Below are 19058 nucleotides of genomic sequence, written 5' to 3'. Positions count from 1 at the left end.
TGGCTGAGTCGCCAGACGATAGCACGCGGGCGCTCGCTCAAGCCTTAAAATCAGGGGCTGCCCCAGACCGCGCCGCCCGACCAACCCCAGGACCTTGAAGCCCCCTTTATGACGACAACACACAATGCACACAGTGCAATCGCCCCGCTGGTGGGTGTGCTGATGGGCTCCAGCAGCGACTGGGACACGATGCAGCATGCGGTGCAAATTTTGCAGCAGTTTGGCGTGGCGTACGAGGCCAGAGTGGTGTCGGCGCACCGCATGCCCGATGACCTGTTGGCCTATGCCGATCAAGCCGCTGGCCGCGGCCTGCAGGCCATCATCGCCGGCGCCGGCGGCGCGGCCCATCTGCCCGGCATGCTGGCGGCCAAAACCATTGTGCCGGTGCTCGGCGTGCCGGTGGCCAGCAAGCATTTGCAAGGTGTTGACTCGCTGCACAGCATTGTGCAAATGCCCAAGGGCGTGCCGGTTGCCACCTTTGCCATTGGCAACGCTGGCGCGGCCAACGCGGCGCTGTTTGCCGTCGCCATGCTGGCGCTGCATGACCAAACCCTGGCCGCCAAGCTGCAGGCGTTTCGTGCCGAGCAGACCGGCGCCGCACGCGCCATGACGCTGCCGCCGCTATGAACCCGCTCATCCTTCCCGGTGCCACGCTGGGCGTGATCGGCGGCGGGCAGCTCGGCCGCATGTTTGTGCATGCCGCGCAGCGCCTGGGCTACTTCACAGCCGTGCTGGACCCCGATCCGCAAAGTCCCGCCGGGCGCGTCAGCCATCATCACATCCCTTTCGGTTATAACGACGCGCAGGGCCTGGCGCAGCTGGCCGCGCAGTGCGATGCCATCACCACCGAGTTTGAAAACGTGCCCGCCGCCGCGCTGCAAACGCTGGCTGCCAGCCGCCCGGTTGCTCCAAGTGCAGCGGCCGTGGCGATTGCGCAGGACCGGATTCAGGAAAAGTCCCACTTGATGGCCAGTGCCGCTGAAGCGGGCGCGCTGGCGGGCGTGCGCTGCGCGCCCTACGCGGTCATCACAACGCCAGAGCAGCTGCAAGCCGTGCCGGCAGACCTGCTGCCGGGCATTTTGAAAACTGCGCGCATGGGTTACGACGGCAAGGGCCAGGTCCGCGTCAAAGATGCGGCGCAACTGGCGGACGCCTGGGCCGAGCTGGAACAGGTGCATTGCGTGCTCGAAAAGCTGTTGCCACTCAAGGCCGAATGCTCGGTGATCGTGGCGCGCGGCTGGAATGGCGACATCGTGAGCTTTGCGCCGCAGCGCAACGTGCATCTCGACGGGATTTTGGCAGTGACCCATGCTTATGAAGGAAATATGCCTGCAGCCCTTTCAGAACGGGCATTTGCAGCTACAAAAACGATAGCAAATCACATCGATTACGTCGGTGTCCTGTGCGTCGAGTTTTTTGTGATCGACGACGGCAGCGAAAACGGCGCGCTCATCGTCAACGAAATGGCGCCGCGCCCGCACAACAGCGGCCACTACACGCTGGACGCCTGCGATGTTTCGCAGTTTGACCTGCAAGTCCATGCCATGGCCGGCTTGCCGCTGCCCGCACCGCGCCAGCATTCGCCCGCCATCATGCTCAATCTGCTGGGCGATGGCTGGTTTGGCGCTGAGGGTCAGGCGCGTGCACCCGACTGGCCGGCGGTGCTGGCCCTGCCCGGCACGCACCTGCACCTTTACGGCAAAACCGAGGCGCGAGCGGGCCGCAAGATGGGGCATCTGACGGTGACCGGCGCTGATGTGGCGAGCGTGCAAGCCACGGCGCGACGGGCGGCTGAAATTCTGGGCCTGCCCGGCTTTGGTTTCGCGAGCCCTTGATGATTCTGCCCGGCAGCGACCCGCAAGTGATTGTTGACGCCGCGCGCCGCATACAGGCCGGTGCGCTGGTCGGGTTTCCGACCGAAACGGTCTATGGCCTGGGCGCCGATGCGTCCAGCGACCGGGCCGTCGCCGACATTTTTGCCGCCAAAGGCCGGCCTGCCGAGCACCCGCTGATTGTTCATGTGGCCGAGGCGGCGCAGGTCAGTGATTACGCCAGCAGCGTGCCGGCGTTCGCCGCCCGCCTGATGAAAGCCTTTTGGCCGGGTCCGCTGACGGTCATCTTGCCGCGCCGCGACGGCATTGCCAGCGCCGCCGCCGGTGGCCAAAACTCGATTGGCCTGCGCTGCCCGGCGCATCCGGTGGCGCTGGCTTTTTTAAAGGCTTGCCTGGAATTGGGCGTAAGCGGCGTTGCCGGCCCCAGCGCCAATCGCTTCGGCCGCGTCAGCCCGACCACTGCGCAGCATGTGCAGCAGGAGTTTGGCGATGCGCTGCTGGTGCTGGACGGCGGGCCCTGCGCGGTCGGCATCGAGTCCAGCATCGTCGACTGCACACGCGGCCAGCCGGTGCTGCTGCGCCCCGGCGTGCTGACCCGCGCGCAGCTGGAGGCCGCCTGCGGCGAGCCGGTGCTCGACCAAGATGAGTTGCAGCAGCGTGCTGGCGCCGCGCCGCGCGCCCCCGGCACGCTGACGGCGCACTATGCGCCCAACGCCAGGGTGCGCCTGATGCGTGCCGACGCCATCCAGACCGCGCTTGACCTGCTGGGTCTAGAGGCCGCCCACATCGCGGTCTATGCCCGCAGCATCGTGCGTATCGCCTCCACCCAGGTGCTGTACCGCCGCATGCCCGACGACGCAGCGGCCACCGCACAGCAGCTGTTCGGCGTGCTGCGCGAGTTCGACGCCCAGGGCGTCAAACTGATCTGGATTGAACACCCGCCCGAGGCGGGGGAGTGGGACGGCGTGCGCGACCGGTTGGGGCGGGCGGCGGCGAGTTAAATGCGAGCGAGCGGTCTGCTCAGACTTTCGCCAAATTGCCACTTTCCCGCGTGTTCAGGCGGCGCCAACCAGCGCCATGCCAGCGCCGGCACCCACTTTAAACACGGCAACGGTCTGCACCAGAGTTTGCGACTGGGCATTCAGACTGCTGGCCGCTGCCGCCATCTCTTCAACCAACGCGGCATTTTGTTGCGTGGCGTGGTCCATTTGCGTGACCGCTTCGCCTACTTGTGCCACCCCGATGGCTTGCTCGTTGCTGGCTGCGCTAATCTCGCCCATGATGCCTGTCACCCGGTGGATGCTGCTGACCACCTCAGACATGGTGGCGCCCGCCCGGTCGGCCTGAACCGTTCCCTGCGCGACTTGCTCGACGCTGGCGCCTATGAGTTTTTTTATCTCTTTGGCGGCCTCCGCACTGCGCCCGGCCAGCGAACGCACTTCACTGGCCACGACGGCAAAGCCGCGGCCCTGGTCGCCCGCCCGCGCGGCTTCGACGGCGGCATTGAGCGCCAGGATGTTGGTCTGAAAAGCGATGCTTTCAATGACACCGATGATGTCGGCGATTTTGCCGGAGGCATTGTTGATGCCTTTCATGGTGGTGACCACTTGGGCCACCACGGCGCCGCCTTGAACCGCTACCGACGAAGCCCCTTGCGCCAGCTGGTTGGCCTGGCGCGCGCTTTCGGCGTTTTGTTGGACGGTGGCACTGAGCTCTTCCATCGATGCAGCGGTTTGCTCCAGCGCGCTGGCTTGTTGCTCGGTGCGGGCAGACAAGTCGGTATTGCCCTGTGCAATTTCGACACTGCCCATGGCCACTTCCTCGGAGCTTTGGCGAACCAGCGTCACCACCGTGCTCAAGCGCTGCTGCATGGTCTCAAGTTCGGCCATCAGGCTGGTGCTGTCACCTTGTCGAAGTTCAATCGGCACACTCAAGTCGCCGGCGCCTACACGTTGCGCCACCCGCATGGCCTGGCTCGGCTCACCGCCCAGCAACTGAAAGATGCTGCGCACTACCCAGGCCGCAATCAGCGCCGCCAACGCGCAGGCCAGCAGCCCCGCGGCCACTATGCCGGTCGACATGGTGGCCGCTGTTTTTACGGCAACGGCGGCCAACTGGTTGGCTTCTTGCACCTCGCGTTGGCGAAATGCGGTCATGTGCGTCAGCAGCACTTCGCTGGCCTTGTCAAATCCGGGGCTGGTATCAGACCCCTTCATCAGCACGTTGCCGGCTTCCATGCCCTGGGACAGGTAAACCTCAGCCATGGTTTTTCCCATGGCGTACAGCTTGAGGAAATCAGCTTCCAGCTGTGCAATTTCTTTCAGCCCTTCGGCGTTCTTTTCCAGTTGATAAAACTCACGAAACGTTTGCACGCCTTGCTGAAACCGTTGCGCTGCGTCTTCAGCGTCTTTGTAGCCGGCTGGATCGTGGGTAGCCGACACGTCGGTCAGAAATTGTTGTACGTCTGAACGGCTCAGGTTCATTTCATCGACCAGCAGCACGTTGGGCAGGTCTTGCGTCTGGAGCGTTCGAATGTCCTGGGACAGGCTGAAGATCGCAAAGCCAGCGGCGGCAATCGTCAACACGAAAATTGCGCAGACCAGGGCGAAGCCAAGTGCCAGTCGGGCCTTGATGCTGGGGTGTTTGAACATGGGTGGTTTCATTCAAAGGGCGACCGCTGACGGCACTGCAGCAGCGGGAAAGGGAAAGGGAAGGGGAAGGGAAAACAGGATGAAGCGAAGGCCCCCGCTGGTCAGCCAGGACCACAGACGCCTATTCTGACGTTGGCTTCGGGCTTGCAGTTGGCCAAGCAGAGGCCCTTTAGGCTAATACTTCGGTCAACCCGCCGGACTGGACAGGTCCAGCCCGCCAAGCCTGCCCTTAGTTCAGCGCCGTCCGCGCATGGTCTTTGTACCGGTACAGCGTCACGGCCGGTTTGGTCAACTCGCCTTGGGGGGTGAAGGCGATCTGCGCGGTCACGCCCCGGTATTGCGTTTTGCCGATGAAGGGCAGGTAGACCTTGGGGTCGACCGAGTTGGCGCGCTTCATCGCGTCGACAAGAACAAAAGTCGCGTCGTAGGCGTAAGGGCTGTAGATCTGGAATTGGCCGGGGAATTTGGCGTCGTAAGCCTTCTTCCATTCAACGCCGCCCTGCATTTTTTGCAGCGACGCGCCGCCGGTGGCGCAGGTCACGTTTTTCAGCGCGGCCGCCTGGCTGGACAGCGCGGGCAGCTTTTCAGTGCACAGTGCATCGCCGCCAAAGAACTTCACGTTCGACAGGCCGAGCTGGTCCATTTGGCGCAACATAGGGCCGGCCTGCGCGTCCAGGCCGCCGAAAAAGATGGCGTCGGGCTTCTTGCTTTTGATGCCGGTCAGGATGGCCATGAAATCGGTGGCCCTGTCGCTGGTGAACTCTTCGGCCACCACCTCGATGCCTTTTTTTCGCGCCGTGGCCTTGAACACCTCGACCAGGCCCTGGCCGTAGGCGGTGCGGTCGTCGATGACGGCGACCCGCTTGATCTGCAGCGCGTCCTTGGCAAAAATCGCCAGCGCGGCGCCCAGCGCGTTGTCGTTGGCGATCAGTCTAAAGGCGGTCTTGTAGCCCGGCTTGGTCAGTGCCGGGTTGGTCGCCGAAGCGGTGATCTGCGGAATGCCGCAGCGGCTGTACACGCTGGCTGCCGGAAGGGTGGTGCCCGACTGCAAATGCCCGATCACGCCCGCGACCTCCTCGTCGCACAGTTTCTGCGCCACGGCCGTGGCCTGGCGCGGCTCGCCGCCGTCGTCCTCGGCCACCAGCTCAAATTTAATCTTCTTGCTGCCTATCACCAGGTTTTGCGTATTGAGCGCGTCAATCGCAAGCTGCACGCCGTTTTCGGTGTCCTTTCCGATATGCGCAATGCCGCCAGAGGTGGGGCCGGCGTGGGCGATTTTGACGGTTTGCACCGGCTGAGCCTGGACCTGCGCAGCCCCCAAGGCCAGCACAGCGGTGGCAATACAAGACTTTGCGGTGCGAAAGAAAAATTGCGGCATTAAAAAATCCAATGAGCAAAGGAAAAATTATAGGGTAAACCCTCCATCGGCAAGCCAAACCAAGCCAAGCCAAGCCAAGACTGGACCGAGCCGCCGCAGCGCAGTGCCTTCCCGGATATCGAGCTGGCAAGCTTGTAGATGGCCTACATAAATACCATCCGTATGGATGGTCATCGGATGGTGATAAGATGGCGCTCATGCTAAAAAGCGCCAACACAAGCGCCGTGCCCAAACCGGCCGACGAAAAAATCACCATCAACCTGGGCTATGTCGATCTGGGCCAGATTGATCTGCTGGTGCAGGAAGGCTTTTATGCCAACCGTACCGACCTCATACGCACCGCCATCCGCAACCAGCTGGCCGCGCATGCGGAGGTGGTGAAACAGGTGGTGGCGCGCAAGACGCTGGTGCTGGGCATCCAGCATTTTTCGGCCGACGACCTGCGCGCCGTGCAGGCCTCGGGCGAAGCCTTGCAAATCCGTGTGCTCGGCTTGGCCACCATCGCGCTGGACGTCACCCCGGAACTGGCGCTGGCCGCCATTGATTCGGTGGTGGTGCTGGGCGCGCTACATGCCAGCCCGGCCGTGAAAGCGGCGCTTGCCAGCCGAATCCGCTGACCCTCCATTCTCTTAAAGGAAAGCCATGAACCCCGATTTTCTAAGCCTGATGTCCCAAGCCGCACGCCTGACCCAGGGCGGCGACCTGCAGGCCGCCACCGCGGCCATCCAGGCTGCGCTCAGCGGCAGTGCCGTGCCGGCAGCCACTGACCATGCCGATGTCATGGACGTCATCGATGTCGAAGTGCGCGAGATACACCGCGAAGCGCAGCAGACAACCACCTCGGCGGACCCGGAACCCGCAGCGCCAGCCCCGGCGGCCAGGCCAGTCAACCCGGGGCCAGCCGGCCAGTTCATCAGCGGCACGCACACCGAAGCGGCCGACACGCGCGAATACAAGCTCTACATTCCAGCGGTTGCCACTGAAGAGGCGCTGCCGCTGGTCGTGATGCTGCACGGCTGCACTCAGAACCCCGACGATTTTGCCGCCGGCACCGGCATGAACGAGGCAGCGCGCCAACGTGGCTTTTACGTGCTCTATCCAGCGCAGACGCAGCACGCCAACAGCTCGCGCTGCTGGAACTGGTTCAAGCACAACCACCAGAAACGCGGCCGGGGCGAGCCGGCCATTCTGGCGGGCATGACGCGGGATGTGATGAGCCGCTACAACATCGACCCACAACGCGTCTATGTGGCGGGCCTGTCAGCTGGCGGCGCCATGGCGGCGATTTTGGGCGATGCCTATCCCGACCTGTTTGCCGCAGTCGGCGTGCATTCGGGCTTGCCCACCGGTTCGGCATCCAATGTGCAGGGTGCGCTTAGCGTGATGCAAACCGGCGCCGCCGCCAGTCCGCGAACCGAGGTCAGCCCGCCGACCATCGTCTTTCACGGCGACCAGGACGCCACCGTGCATCCGGCCAATGGCGAGCAGGTCGTCGCGGCCAGCGCCGGTGTTTCAAAGCCGGAAATGAAAAGGGCGCGTAGCGGCAACGGCCGTGATTACACCCGGCGCATCTACAAGGAAGCTGGGGGCAGGGTCGTGGCTGAACACTGGGCGGTGCACGGCGCCGGACATGCCTGGTCGGGTGGCAGTGCGCGGGGTTCGTACACCGATGCTGCGGGACCTGATGCGAGTGAAGAGATGCTGCGGTTTTTCTTTGCCAATACGCTTCGTCGGACGCATTGAAGGCAGGTCAGCTTTGTTTTGTGTCAAATTGGCTTTAGAACGGCCCAATGGATATGGGCGCTAGTAGCTATCTATTCAATAGCTAGTAGCGCCCGTGCTCATTGGGCTAGGGGCCAATTTGGCATTTAATCCGGAGATTCGCAGACCGCCGTCAACAAACCAAGGTCCTCCAGGGTGACTCGCCCGCAGCCCGCGCCAGTAGTACCCAACCCAATAGCTTTTTCAAAGCCTGACAGAACCGGAGCTGCGCAAAAGCCCGCGGCGGCGCCACTGCGCAACATTACCCGCCTTATAGAATGGCGCCCCTGCCACTTCCTACCTGTCTGCCTCTCCATGAACATCACGGTCAACGAAGAACTGCTTGCCTACATCGACCCGCTGACCCTTGACGAACACGCTGCGCTGGAGCGCAGCCTGCTGGCCGAGGGCTGCCGCGACGCGCTGGTGCTGTGGGGCGAAGTGCTGGTGGACGGACACAACCGCCACAGCATTTGCAGCCGGCACGGCATACCTTTCAATACCGTGCAAAACACGCGTTTCCAATCCTTGGCCGACGTGCATCTGTGGATGATTGACCAGCACCTGGGACGGCGCAGTGTGTCGGATTTCCAGCGCGGCGTGCTGGCCCTGCGCAGAAAGGACATCCTGAGCGCGCGCGTGCAGCCGGCGTCCGGGTCAGCGCCGGTACCGGATCAGCCCAAGCCCGAAGCCGTGCCGACGCGGGAGGCTATCGCCAAGGCTGCGCGCATCAGCAGCAACACCGTCAACCAGATTGAAAAGATCCAGAAGTCAGCCGCGCCCGAACTGCTGGCGGCGGTCAAGTCGGGCACGATTTCGATCAACGCGGCGGCCAGCGTGGCTTCGCTGCCGGTTGAAGCGCAAGTCGCTGCCGTGGCCGGCGGCAGGAAAGAGCTGCAGCAAGCCGCCCGGCAGGTGCGTGAAAGCAAGGCCGTCGCGCGTACCGAGCCCGAATCGCCCGAAGGCGTGATCGCCCGGCTCAGGCAGACCATCACGGAACTCAGCGCGGAAAATGCGGCGCTTAAGGCGAAGCTGGTTGCGCTGACCGCCTGAAATTACGGCAGTTACGACCGGGTCAGCGGCGCGGCCAGCGCGTCGCCCAGCCTATTGCATAAACCCGATCTGGCCCTTGTTGGCCGTGCCGCGCGGCAGGTCGTCCACCTGCAGCACGCCCCGGCCTGCCAGCCGCGCGTTGCCGAATGCCGCCATCAAGCCCCGACGCATTTCGCGCGGGACCAGCGTGGCCAGTTTGTCCAGCAAATCATCGCAGGGAAAATCATCGAAGCGCGAGCCCCAATCGTGACTGGAGCGAATCGATTGGTAGAGGCGCAAGGCAATGTGCCGCGCCTGGCCAGGCGTGAGCGGCTGAATCGCAAACACATTCATACGGTTCAGGATCGGGTGGGGGATGCCGCGCTCATCATTGGCCGTCATGATCCACAGCACCTGACTCGCATCGATGGGCACCTCGGCAAACTCGTCCACAAAGGCACAGGCCGTGTCGTGTTCGAGCAGGCTGTACAGCGAGCCGAGCGGGTCGTACTGGGCGTCGCTGGCGGCCTTGTCAATCTCGTCGATCACGATCACCGGGTTGGCGTAGCTGCCGTCCACCAGCGATTCGAACACCTTGCCAGGCTTGGCCCCCTTCCACTGCGATGCAGAGCCGGACAGCAGCCAGCCGGCCGTCAGGGAACTCATGGACACCAGGTTCATGCCGGTGCCTATCAAGTCGGCCATCTGCTTGGCGAAATGCGTCTTGCCGATGCCGGGTTGACCCAACAGCAGCATGGGCGTGACCTCCAGGCCATCGCTGCTGTCATGGCTCAGGGCCACATGGCGCCGCACGTCGTCAAGCACGTCGGTAAAGTTGGGAAGCGCGTCATACAGCGAAGCCATTTCGGGAATGCCGCTGGGCTTCATCTGAAAGCGGTCAGGGCCGCGTTCGAGCATGCGCTCGTAGGTGCTGCGCAAGCTGTCGTGCTCGCGTGAATCGCTTTGGTGTAGTTTGTCGAGCTTGCGCGCGACATCGGCGGTTTGGTACACACTTCGCACCTTCGCGATGGGTAGCGTGAAGGTGGGCGCATGGGGAACGACGTGGGTGGATTCCATGGAACACTCCGTGTTGTTGAGCCGCGAGACTTCATTCCAACACAAATTTACGTTTTTTGCGCAATGCAGCGAAATCCGCCTTCAGGCTGGCAATTGAAGTGAAGGGTTCGACCAGCACCGGTCCATAAAACGACGCCCGTTCGTTCCCTGGCAGGACTGCGCCGGACGAAAAAAACCGGCCAAGAGACCGGTTTTCTCAACTGCGATGCAGACTTTAGTAGTTGTTGCGACCGCCGCCATAACCGCCGCCGCCGCCGCCGCCACCGCCTTCACGACGGCCACCGCCACCACCACCGAAGCCGCCGGTACGCGGCTCCATTGGACGGGCTTCATTGACCACCATGTCACGACCATCGACTGATTTGCCGTTCATGCCGCTGATTGCCGCCTGGGCTTCCGCGTCGCTCGACATTTCCACGAAGCCGAAGCCCTTGGAACGGCCGCTGTCGCGGTCCATCATGACTTTGGCCGACGAGATCGTGCCAAATTCGGAGAAGTGTTGCTGCAGGGAATCGTCGCTCACCGAATAGGAGAGATTACCGACATAAAGTTTTTTGCCCATTTATAGGACCTTTCAAAAAAAAGGCTTGCGCGTTTTAAATCAAATGCGCGAAGCGGGGAATGACGGTCTTGGTTAGAAAACCGATCAACGAAACTGACGCTTGGCCGAAGCCAGTGTGCAGATGCACTGAGTGTAAATGTGCGGGAAGGCATCCGTCCCTTGATCCAAGTCATAGGTTTGGTCGGGGAGGGAGGCAAGAGACCGAGGTGAGTGTGAAGCTTTGGACTGGGGGAGTTTGACGATCAAGAGGGCCTGAGTTATCGGCCCGGTTTACGATGTCGCATGGAAGAACTGAAAAAACTTGAAGCGCTGGGACTGGTTCTGCCCAGCCCGGCCTACATCGCCGGCGCCATCCTGTTCGGCATCCTCGGCTATGTGGCATTCAGGCGGGGCCGAAAAGCAGCAAGTCCGGCGCTTACCTGGACAGGCGTGGCCTTGATGGTGTACCCCTATGCGGTAGCCCAAACGTGGTTGCTCTGGGCTGTTGGTGCCGTTCTTTGCGGGTGGGTTTATGTCAAGTGGAATTGAGTTGCGCTTTGTTCCATTGAGATGCTTGAAAGGCAAAGCAGGCGTATGACCGTTTCCAACCATCGTGGCCTCACCGCTGCGGCAATCGCGCTCGTCCTGGTTCTAGCGGGATGCAGCTCCGCGCCGTCGCGCCCTCGTGGTCTTGTTGGCGTCGCAGGCATGAACGTGCCATCGCGTATCTCGCAAGAGCAGGCCAGTGACGTTACCATCTATGCCGTCGGCCTGGTCGGAACGCCTTACCGCTATGGTGGCAATACACCAGACTCCGGCTTTGACTGCAGTGGGCTGATTGGCCATGTCTACCAGACGAGGGCTGGGCTTGCGCCACCTCGCACCGTCTCACGGCTGCAAAATTGGGGTCAGCCGGTAGCCAGTGACAGCATTCGCTCGGGTGACCTGGTCATCTTTGCGCAGCGCGACGTTGCCACGCACGCCGGCATCTATGTAGGCGGTGGCCGGTTTGTCCACGCACCCTCGACTGGCGGGGAGGTCAGGCTGGCTCAATTGAATTCAAAATATTGGTCGTCGCAGAATGTGACTTTTCGCCGGCCCTGAGGACTGTGCGCCGTCCGCTAGGTACCAGTCCAGTCCCGTCAAACCTTCTTCAAGAAACAAGCCTTCAGCATGAAGCTGCCGGCGTCCATCTTGCAGTCCACCTCGTGGTCGCCGCCGACCAGGCGGATGCTCTTGACCTTGGTGCCCATCTTCAGCGTGGTCGATGAGCCCTTGACCTTCAGGTCCTTGATCAGCACCACGGCGTCGCCATCGGCCAACACATTGCCATTTGAATCCTTGACCACCGCGTCGTCGCTGTGGACAACTTCAGGGGCTGCGGCCATGGCCCATTCATGGCCGCAGTCGGCGCATACATAGTTGTCGCCGTCGGGGTAGGTGTTGGGCATTGCGCATTGGGGGCAGGCGGGGGGAGTGGGCATGGTTTCCGTTCAGATGGCCAGGGATGGCCGAAAAATGGCCGAAGTATTGGCAAAGAAAAGAGCCAAAGTTTAGTACCCGCACTCTCCGGTGCCGATCTGGCTGGCCGAGCCCAAAGGCGCGCGCTATTTGTGCAGCGGCAACGCGTTCAGCGGAATCCGCAGGTAGGCCACGCCGTTGTCGTCGGGCGGCGGCAGTTGCCCGGCGCGCACGTTGACCTGCATCGACGGCAGGATCAGCGTCGGTACCTCCAGCGTCGCATCGCGGGCGGTGCGCATGGCGACAAACTCGTCCTCGCCAATGCCGTCGCGCACATGGATGTTGTGGGCGCGCTGCTCGGCCACCGTGGTTTGCCACTTGGCCGCACGCGCGGCCGGCGGGTAGTCGTGGCAGACGTAGACGTGGGTCTCCGGCGGCAGCGCCAGCAGGCGGTGGATGGAGCGGTAAAGCTGGTGCGCGTCGCCGCCGGGGAAATCTGCGCGGGCCGTGCCCACGTCGGGCATGAACAGCGTGTCGCCGACAAAGGCGCAGCCATCGACCAAATAGGCCATGTCAGCGGGCGTGTGGCCGGGCACCAGCAGGGCGGTGGCTTTCACGGTGCCGATGTTGAAGGTCTCGCCGTCCTTGAACAAGTGGTCGAACTGGCTACCGTCGGGCAGAAAACTGCGCTCCAGGTTGTAGATTTTCTTGAAGGCCGCCTGCACCTCGCGAATGTGCTCGCCAATGGCGATGCGCCCGCCCAGCCGGTCTTGCAGATAGCGCGCGCCCGACAGGTGGTCTGCATGCGCATGGGTTTCTAAAATCCATTCGACCTGCAGGCCCTGCTCGCGCACGCACGCCAGCACCTGGTCGGCAGAACTGGTGCTGGTATGGCCGGACTTGAAATCGTAGTCGAGCACCGGATCTATGACGGCGGCGTGCCGGCTCGCGCTGTCCCATACCAGGTAGGACACGGTCCAGGTCTGCGGGTCAAAGAAGGCTTGGGTGGTGGTGCGGGTGCTCATTTGTGGCTCCTTGCGCGGGGCTGCAACAAATAGGGACATGCGAGCGGTGCATTCATCATCATTATGTTAGATGATATATTGAAGTCAATTAAAACCGCTAATCATTTCGAATGACGTCCTCACCCCTCCTCATCAGTCCCGAGCTGCTGCGCAGCAACGCCGGGCAAGCCGTTGCCACCTTGAAGCTATTGGCCAATGAGGACCGACTGCTGCTCCTATGCCAGATCTCGCAGGGCGAATGCTCGGTCGGCGAGCTGGAGTTGCTGCTGGGTATTCGGCAGCCGACACTGTCACAGCAACTGGGCGTGCTGCGCACCGAGCAGGTGGTAAGTACGCGGCGGCAGGGGAAAAACATTTTTTACAGCGTCGCCGATCCGGCCTTGCTGGAGATTTTGGCCCTGCTGTATCTGCTTTACTGTTCAAAAGAAGAAGACTGATTCCAGTCCGCACCAAAACCACAGCTGCGATCACTGCGCTGTTTTTGGTACGCGCTGGAATGACGCCGGCGCGCACCAGACTTCAGCGACGTGTCAGCGTAGCCCGCAAATCCACCAGATGCCGCGTGGCGGCCTTGCCCACAGGCGCGACCAGCGCTTCGTAATTCCTGAGGCTTCGCGCAATGCGCTCTACTGAGGTGAGCTTGTCAATGGCCGGCAGCAGTTCATCGGCCCGTTCGGCAAAATGAGTTGCGACAAAGTTGTTCATCAGTGCAACCGCCTTGCGCACCTGTTGCTGCGCGGTGGAGTCCCGGTCCTTGTGGCTGCTGGCGGCCGCTGTCGGTGCAAGTGGCGAGTCGTCCAACTTCCACGGGTCAACGAAGTAATCGCCGCCTGGCTCATGCGGTACCCCATAGGTGTCGCTCCAGGGCCGGAAGTCTCCGGCGTGCTGGGCGGTCGTCAGAAACCAGGTGCTGACTTGGCCAGTCGCGGCGCCGGAAGGCGCGGAGCGCCCTGCAACGCGCGCAACCGGCTCGAGCGCCCGCACCAGACCGGCGCGAAGCAAGGTTTCCAGCATTGCAGCCACATCGCCGAATGACGACAGCTTTGCAATATAAAGCGACGCGTCGGTTTTGCCGTCAATGGCAATCAGCAGCGACTTGGTGCGCCGTGGGAGTGGCACGTCCGGGCTGCGCAGAGCGTCGTCGCCGCGCGGCGTTCTGATCAAAATCGTCATGGTGAAAGCGGCGTGGCGGGGCCGTGGCAAAAGCGGTGCAGCATAAAAAAGTAATAAATTATAAGTATTTTAAAAAGACAAAATATCCATTAATAGTACTAATTTAGGCGAAAAAAACTGGATGGGTTGGCCTAGTCAGCGCTTGCCGGGCGCCGTCCGTAAAGCAGTTTCATTCCCAGGATCGCCAGCGCCAGCGCCAGCGTGACGACGTTGGCAATCACGATCGGCCAGGCGCTCAGCAGCACACCGTACACCAGCCAAAGCGCCACGCCCAGGGTGAACACGCTGTACATACCGAGCGAGACGCCGCTGACGTCGCGGGTTTTAAAGCTGAGCCAGGCTTGCGGCAAGAAACTCACGGTGGTGAGGCAGGCGGCCAGCGCGCCTACGAGGTCGACAAGGGTCATCGGCTGCCTTCCCGCACGGCCCAGTCCACCAGCGCTTCCAGCGCTGGCCGGGCCGCTGGCGCGTTGGCGTGGTTGACGATGGCCACCACCACCAGGCGCCGCCCGCTGGGCGTGTGCACATAGCCGGCCAGCGCGCTGGCGTCGCGCAGTGTGCCGCTTTTCAGATGCGCCCAGCCCTGTGAGACGCGTGATTTGCTGCGCTTGAGCGTGCCGTCCACCCCGGTGATCGGCAAGGACGCCATCAACTCTGGCATCGCGCCCGACACGTAGGCGGTTTGCAGCAGCCGCGCCAGCCCCTGTGGCGTGACGCGCTCCAGCCGCGACAGGCCCGAGCCGTTGTCCAACACCGGCAGCTCCTGTTGATTGTTCGGCCCGGCAAAGCGCGTCTGCCACCAGGCGCGCACCAGCTCGCGCGATGCCTCGTTGCTGGCGCCGCCCGGCTGCTGCTGGCTGAGTGTCAGAAACAGCTGCTGCGCCATCACGTTGTTGCTGTATTTGTTGATATCCCGAATCACCTCGGCCAGCGTTGGCGAGACCATTTCAAACGTCGGCGCCTGATGGGGCGTGGCGCGGCCTTCGCGCACCCGCCCGCCCAGCTGGCCACCCATTTCCTGCCACAGTCCGGCGATGGCGCGCTCGGCGTAGCTGGCCGGGTCGGCGTAGGCAATGGCCCAGACCTTTTCGCCGCAACCGACCGGGTAGCTGCCGTTAAAGGCCATGCGCAAGGGATCGGCAAAGTCGGCCTTGAGCGCCTCCCGGTAGTCGCCGCATTCGGTCAGCGCCGCCCTGCCGTTGAGCCCGGCCGACAGCGGCACACTGGCCTGCTGCCGCACGCCGGCCAGCGCCGGCTCAAAGCTGATGTTGGCGTTGCCGCTGGCCGGATTCGGTACAAAAGTCATCACCACCGACTTGAAGTTGACCAGCAGCGCATCCGGCGCGGCGTTGTACGGGCGCAGCGGCTCGCCGTCAAAGTCGGCCGGGTTTTGCGCGGCTGGCGCAAAAGCGCTGCGGTCCAGCACGATGTCGCCGCTGATGGTCTTGATGCCCAGCCCCTGCACCCGGCGCAGCAGCAGCCAGAGCCGCTCCAGCACCAACTTGGGGTCGCCCTTGCCCTGAATCACCAGGTTGCCGTGCAGCACACCGTCGGCCACCGTGCCGTCGACGTAGACCGGCGTGTTCCAGGTAAACGATGGGCCCAGCAGCTCCAGCCCGGCGTAAGTGGTCACCAGCTTCATGACCGAGGCCGGGTTCATCAGGCTGCCGGCGCGGTAGCTCAGCAGCGGCGCAGATTTGCCGGCCAGGGCGGGCGCGGCGTCCACCACAATGGCCGCCAGCGCCTCGCGCGGCACTTTGGCGCGGGCCAGCAGGGCGTCGACCTCAGGCGGCAGGGTTGATGCGGCGTTTTGAGCCAGCACCGGCGCGCTTACGGCAAGGAAAATCAAGCAGGCGAGCAGTCGCGCCGTGAACTGACTGGGGGGTGCGTTGAAAAGCATGCGTCGATTATCCGTGTCATGTCAGACCACACCGGCCAGCCCAGGCCGGATAATCACTGAGGCGCGTCGCAACTCTGCGGCAAGCCCGGCCGGCCGTCTTGAGGCAGGGCTAACTTGGCGCCGCACTCTATTCACTATGTTTTTAATAGCTGCTAACGCTCGTACCGTATGGGCTAGAGCCTTATTTGATGCCTAAATCCGAAGAATTCCTGAAATTTCTGGCTTTTGACACCAGTACCGACCGCATGTCGATTGCGCTGACCGACGGCGTACGCGTCTGGCAGCACAGCGGTCCGGGCGGCGCGCAGGCCTCCAGCACGCTGATCCCGGCGATTCTGGCGTTGCTGGCCGAGGCCGGTCTGGCGCTGGACGGGCTCGACGCGATTGTCTTTGGCCGCGGCCCGGGCTCGTTCACCGGCCTGCGCACGGCCTGCGCGGTGGCGCAGGGCCTGGCCTTTGGCGCGAGGCAGGGCGCGGGCCTGCCAGTGCTGCCGGTCGATACGCTGATGGCGCTGGCCGAGGAGGCGCGCTTTCAGCAGGCTGCACTGGCGCCCCATACGCCCGCCACACCGGGTAATGCGCCCGTGACCATCACCGCGCTGCTCGACGCACGGATGGACGAGATGTATGTTCAAAGCTATGAATTCAATAGCGGCCTGTGCACATCCATCAAAGGCTGCGAGCTGATTCGGCCAGAAAATCTGGTGCTGGGACCGACGCCGCAGCTGTTCGCCGGCAATGTGTTTGGCGTGTACGCCGGACGCTTGCCTGCGGCCCTGGCCGCGCTTCCCTGCGTGCCGGCCTGGCCCAGCGCGACCGCGCTGCTGCGGCTGGCGCCCGCACTGGCCGCCTCCGGGCATTGCGTGGCTGCCGCGCTGGCGCTGCCGCTGTATGTGCGCGATAAAGTCGCTTTCACCAGCGAAGAGCGCGCACTGGCCAAGGCCGAGGCGCTGCTGGCCGCGCAAGCCGCGCAAGCCACGCAATTGGCCGATCCCGGCTAAGCTTGTCAGCTTGCAATGCCTGACCCGAACCAACCGCCCAGACCTTGATCCACCTGCCCCACCTGTCATGAGCGCTGTTCTCAAACCCCTCGAAGCCCAGTTCGAAGCCATGACGCCGGCCTGGCTGGCGGCGGTAGCGCGGCTTGAGCGCAGCGCCTATGACCATCCCTGGTCGGAAGTTAATTTTGCCGATTCCATCAACGCTGGCTACCGGGCGCAGCTGCTGACGGCGGGCCTCGCGCCCGATGCCGTGCTGCTGGGCTACTTTGTCGCCATGAAGGGCCTGGACGAGGTACACCTGCTCAATATCACTGTGGCGCCGGCGCATCAGCGCCAGGGCTGGGCCTGCGTCATGCTGGATGCGCTGGCGCTGTGGTCGCGCGGCCAAGGCGCCCGGTGGCTTTGGCTGGAAGTGCGTGTGGGCAACACGCGCGCCAAAAGCATTTACGAGCGCTATGGCTTTCGCCAGATGGGCGTGCGCCGCAACTACTATCCGGCGACGGCTGCCGGGCGGGAAGACGCCATTGTCATGAGTTTTCCCCTGTGAGCCTTGACCTGGACAAACGCCAGCGCGCCATGCTGCGCGAGATGGGCGTGCGCGTCTGGCAGCCGGCCACGGTGCCTGCCGAACCTCTGGTTGCTATTGATTTAATAGCTGCTCGCGCGGATACTGAGGAGGCTGCAGGACTTTTGACTGGGAAGATGGCGGTTTCAGGAGAGGCTCCGTCAGGGCCCGCCGCAGTGCCCACCCCGGCGCCGCCAGTTGCCGAGCGCTCCGGCGGCGGTGCGGCCGTCTGGCAACTAGGTGAGGCGCAGCTGCTCTACGCCGATAGCGCCGATAGCGCCGATAGCGCCGATACGGCTCGGGCGCAGGGCGCGCGCTGGCTGGTGCTGGCCGAAAGCGGCGCGGCCGCGCTGCACGACCCGCCGTTTCTGGGCGATGCCGGCAAGCTGCTCGACAACATGCTGCGTGCCGCCCGCCTGCAGCAGGCCGGCGCGGTGCTGCTGGCGCCACTGGCGCGTCACGCGGCCGGCGGCGGCGCAGCGGCAGACTTTTCGGCCGCGCTGGCAGCACTGTTAGAGCGGGCTCAGCCCGATGTCGTGCTGGTGATGGGCCGGCTGGCGGCGCAGGGCTTGCTGCAGTCGACGCTGCCTTTCGGCAAACTGCGCGGCCAGGTGCACCGCCTGCACGGCCGCGCCACGGTGGTGACGTACGACGCGCCCTACCTGCTGCGCAGCCCGGCCGACAAGGCCAAGGCCTGGGCGGACCTGTGTCTGGCGATGAGCCTGGCACGGCCCCCGGCCTGATGGAATAGCTGCGCCCTTTCAGGCCCTGACGACCGCCCGGCTGGGCGCCAGCACCGAGGCAATTGCCGCCACCATCAGCAGCACCGCAGTCCAGTCCTGCCAGTGCAATACTTCGCCGAGGCCGATGGCGCCGGAAAACACGCCAAGCACCGGGATCATCATCACGCTCAGGGTAGACGCCACCGGCGGCAGCGAGCGCGCCAGCGTGAACCAGGCGGCCTGAGCAAAGCCAAAAATCAGTACCGCGTTGTAAACAATAGCGGCCCAGGTGCGCGGCGAGGGCATATGCCACTGCGCGCGCTCAAACAGCAGGCTCAGCAGCGACAGCAGCACGGCCGTCATCAGCGTCATCCAGAACGCCAGCGTCAGCGTGGCGGCGGGCAGGGTGCTGTGGCGCAGTTGCTGCGTTCCGACGGCCCAGACGGCGGCCGCCAGGAGCGCGCTTAGCACCGCCACCGGGTGGCCCGACAGCTGGCTCAGCTCGTACCAAAGCAGCAGCGAGACGCCCAGCGCGGCCGCAGCCACGCCCAGCCAGTTGCGGGCTTTCAGGCGCGCGCCAAAAAACCAGGCGCCAATCAGCGCCGAAAAAATCGGCATGGTGTAGCCCAAAATCGCCGTGCGCCCGCTGCTGAGGTCTTTCACGGCCAGAATGATCAGCACATGCCAGACCAGCATGTTGGTGACCGCCAGCCCGAACAACGCGCGGTAGTGCGGGCGCGGCACGTAGAACGGGATTTTCAGGACCACCACTGCCAGTCCCAGCAGTGGCAGGCCCAGCCATATCGAGAGGGCGCGAAACGCCAACGGCGCAAAGTCGGCTACACCCAGCTTCATCACTGGCCAGTTGATACCCCACACCAGTGTCAGAAAAACCAGAAGAACGAGTTGCCGGCGGTTAAGTTGCATGCGAAGGCGCCG

General features: G+C 63.4%; 22 protein-coding genes. 12 read left to right on the top strand and 10 right to left on the bottom strand.

Going from position 1 to position 19058, the window contains the following annotated elements; all coding sequences use genetic code 11:
- The first annotated feature begins 108 nt into the window (after positions 1-108).
- Genes purE through HHJ18_RS15825 form a run of 3 tightly spaced genes read left to right on the top strand, consistent with a single transcriptional unit; the run spans position 109 to position 2833 of the window.
- The gene (purE, locus tag HHJ18_RS15835) at positions 109-627 is read left to right on the top strand and encodes a 5-(carboxyamino)imidazole ribonucleotide mutase (protein WP_296916814.1); all 519 of its coding nucleotides are present in this window, start codon (positions 109-111) and stop codon (positions 625-627) included.
- The gene (locus HHJ18_RS15830) at positions 624-1835 is read left to right on the top strand and encodes a 5-(carboxyamino)imidazole ribonucleotide synthase (RefSeq protein ID WP_296916813.1); all 1212 of its coding nucleotides are present in this window, start codon (positions 624-626) and stop codon (positions 1833-1835) included. The genes purE and HHJ18_RS15830 overlap by 4 nt, the downstream gene beginning before the upstream one ends.
- Complete coding sequence (locus HHJ18_RS15825) at positions 1835-2833, top strand: L-threonylcarbamoyladenylate synthase (RefSeq protein ID WP_296916812.1); 999 nt, start codon at positions 1835-1837, stop codon at positions 2831-2833. Before HHJ18_RS15830 ends, HHJ18_RS15825 begins: the two co-directional genes overlap by 1 nt.
- Positions 2834-2887: 54 nt before the next feature.
- Here the strand turns inward: HHJ18_RS15825 and HHJ18_RS15820 are convergent, their stop codons facing one another.
- Entirely contained in the window at positions 2888-4483 is a 1596-nt protein-coding gene (locus HHJ18_RS15820; protein ID WP_296916811.1) for a methyl-accepting chemotaxis protein, read from the bottom strand.
- A 229-nt stretch (positions 4484-4712) separates the two neighbouring features.
- Entirely contained in the window at positions 4713-5861 is a 1149-nt protein-coding gene (locus HHJ18_RS15815) for a branched-chain amino acid ABC transporter substrate-binding protein (protein WP_296916810.1), read from the bottom strand.
- Positions 5862-6058: 197 nt separating this feature from the next.
- Between HHJ18_RS15815 and HHJ18_RS15810 the strand changes: the two genes are divergently transcribed.
- From HHJ18_RS15810 to HHJ18_RS15800, 3 genes are all read left to right on the top strand, one after another.
- A complete protein-coding gene (locus HHJ18_RS15810) occupies positions 6059-6478 on the top strand; it encodes a CopG family transcriptional regulator (RefSeq protein WP_296916809.1) in 420 nt (139 codons plus the stop codon).
- A gap of 25 nt (positions 6479-6503) precedes the next feature.
- The gene (locus HHJ18_RS15805) at positions 6504-7604 is read left to right on the top strand and encodes a PHB depolymerase family esterase (protein WP_296916808.1); all 1101 of its coding nucleotides are present in this window, start codon (positions 6504-6506) and stop codon (positions 7602-7604) included.
- A 333-nt stretch (positions 7605-7937) separates the two neighbouring features.
- Positions 7938-8675 (top strand): hypothetical protein, encoded by a 738-nt coding sequence (locus HHJ18_RS15800; RefSeq protein ID WP_296916807.1) that lies wholly within the window; start codon positions 7938-7940, stop codon positions 8673-8675.
- 51 nt (positions 8676-8726) lie between these two features.
- Here HHJ18_RS15800 and HHJ18_RS15795 read toward each other — a convergent pair whose 3' ends face one another.
- Positions 8727-9731 carry an AAA family ATPase gene (locus tag HHJ18_RS15795; protein ID WP_296916806.1) on the bottom strand — a complete coding sequence of 335 codons (1005 nt, stop codon included), beginning with the start codon at positions 9729-9731 and terminating at the stop codon, positions 8727-8729.
- 214 nt (positions 9732-9945) lie between these two features.
- The gene (locus HHJ18_RS15790) at positions 9946-10293 is read right to left on the bottom strand and encodes an RNA-binding protein (protein WP_296916805.1); all 348 of its coding nucleotides are present in this window, start codon (positions 10291-10293) and stop codon (positions 9946-9948) included.
- A 282-nt stretch (positions 10294-10575) separates the two neighbouring features.
- Here HHJ18_RS15790 and HHJ18_RS15785 point away from each other — a divergent pair, with 282 nt between their 5' ends.
- Together HHJ18_RS15785 and HHJ18_RS15780 are read left to right on the top strand one after the other, a co-directional pair.
- A complete protein-coding gene (locus HHJ18_RS15785) occupies positions 10576-10821 on the top strand; it encodes a hypothetical protein (protein WP_296916804.1) in 246 nt (81 codons plus the stop codon).
- A gap of 159 nt (positions 10822-10980) precedes the next feature.
- Positions 10981-11376, top strand: a complete 396-nt coding sequence (locus HHJ18_RS15780) for a C40 family peptidase (protein ID WP_366558849.1) — start codon at positions 10981-10983, stop codon at positions 11374-11376.
- A 38-nt stretch (positions 11377-11414) separates the two neighbouring features.
- Here HHJ18_RS15780 and HHJ18_RS15775 read toward each other — a convergent pair whose 3' ends face one another.
- Positions 11415-11756, bottom strand: a complete 342-nt coding sequence (locus HHJ18_RS15775; protein WP_296916802.1) for a zinc ribbon domain-containing protein YjdM — start codon at positions 11754-11756, stop codon at positions 11415-11417.
- Positions 11757-11879: 123 nt separating this feature from the next.
- Complete coding sequence (locus tag HHJ18_RS15770; RefSeq protein WP_296916801.1) at positions 11880-12758, bottom strand: MBL fold metallo-hydrolase; 879 nt, start codon at positions 12756-12758, stop codon at positions 11880-11882.
- 110 nt (positions 12759-12868) lie between these two features.
- On the opposite strand from HHJ18_RS15770, the gene HHJ18_RS15765 reads away from it, so the two are divergent.
- Complete coding sequence (locus HHJ18_RS15765) at positions 12869-13195, top strand: metalloregulator ArsR/SmtB family transcription factor (protein ID WP_296916800.1); 327 nt, start codon at positions 12869-12871, stop codon at positions 13193-13195.
- 82 nt (positions 13196-13277) lie between these two features.
- Here HHJ18_RS15765 and HHJ18_RS15760 read toward each other — a convergent pair whose 3' ends face one another.
- From HHJ18_RS15760 to dacB, 3 genes are all read right to left on the bottom strand, one after another.
- Positions 13278-13931 carry a hypothetical protein gene (locus HHJ18_RS15760; protein ID WP_296916799.1) on the bottom strand — a complete coding sequence of 218 codons (654 nt, stop codon included), beginning with the start codon at positions 13929-13931 and terminating at the stop codon, positions 13278-13280.
- A gap of 131 nt (positions 13932-14062) precedes the next feature.
- Positions 14063-14338 carry a SemiSWEET transporter gene (locus HHJ18_RS15755; RefSeq protein ID WP_296916798.1) on the bottom strand — a complete coding sequence of 92 codons (276 nt, stop codon included), beginning with the start codon at positions 14336-14338 and terminating at the stop codon, positions 14063-14065.
- Positions 14335-15831: a D-alanyl-D-alanine carboxypeptidase/D-alanyl-D-alanine-endopeptidase gene (gene dacB, locus HHJ18_RS15750; RefSeq protein ID WP_296916797.1), complete on the bottom strand. Its 1497-nt coding sequence runs from the start codon at positions 15829-15831 to the stop codon at positions 14335-14337. Before dacB ends, HHJ18_RS15755 begins: the two co-directional genes overlap by 4 nt.
- A 188-nt stretch (positions 15832-16019) precedes the next feature.
- Between dacB and tsaB the strand changes: the two genes are divergently transcribed.
- The 3 genes from tsaB to HHJ18_RS15735 all read left to right on the top strand — a co-directional run bounded on the left by tsaB (position 16020) and on the right by HHJ18_RS15735 (position 18140).
- A complete protein-coding gene (gene tsaB, locus HHJ18_RS15745) occupies positions 16020-16832 on the top strand; it encodes a tRNA (adenosine(37)-N6)-threonylcarbamoyltransferase complex dimerization subunit type 1 TsaB (RefSeq protein ID WP_296916796.1) in 813 nt (270 codons plus the stop codon).
- A 67-nt stretch (positions 16833-16899) separates the two neighbouring features.
- Positions 16900-17379: a ribosomal protein S18-alanine N-acetyltransferase gene (gene rimI, locus HHJ18_RS15740; RefSeq protein WP_296916795.1), complete on the top strand. Its 480-nt coding sequence runs from the start codon at positions 16900-16902 to the stop codon at positions 17377-17379.
- Positions 17376-18140, top strand: a complete 765-nt coding sequence (locus HHJ18_RS15735; RefSeq protein ID WP_296916794.1) for a uracil-DNA glycosylase family protein — start codon at positions 17376-17378, stop codon at positions 18138-18140. The genes rimI and HHJ18_RS15735 overlap by 4 nt, the downstream gene beginning before the upstream one ends.
- Positions 18141-18158: 18 nt before the next feature.
- On the opposite strand, the gene HHJ18_RS15730 is transcribed toward HHJ18_RS15735, so the two are convergent.
- Positions 18159-19046 carry a DMT family transporter gene (locus tag HHJ18_RS15730; RefSeq protein ID WP_296916793.1) on the bottom strand — a complete coding sequence of 296 codons (888 nt, stop codon included), beginning with the start codon at positions 19044-19046 and terminating at the stop codon, positions 18159-18161.
- Between the last annotated feature and the right edge of the window lie 12 nt (positions 19047-19058).

The sequence above is a fragment of the Polaromonas sp. genome, assembly GCF_012927455.1.
Lineage (GTDB): Bacteria > Pseudomonadota > Gammaproteobacteria > Burkholderiales > Burkholderiaceae_C > Polaromonas.
The sequence above is the reverse complement of the archived record's forward strand: the minus strand, read 5'-3'. Positions and strand labels throughout refer to the sequence as shown.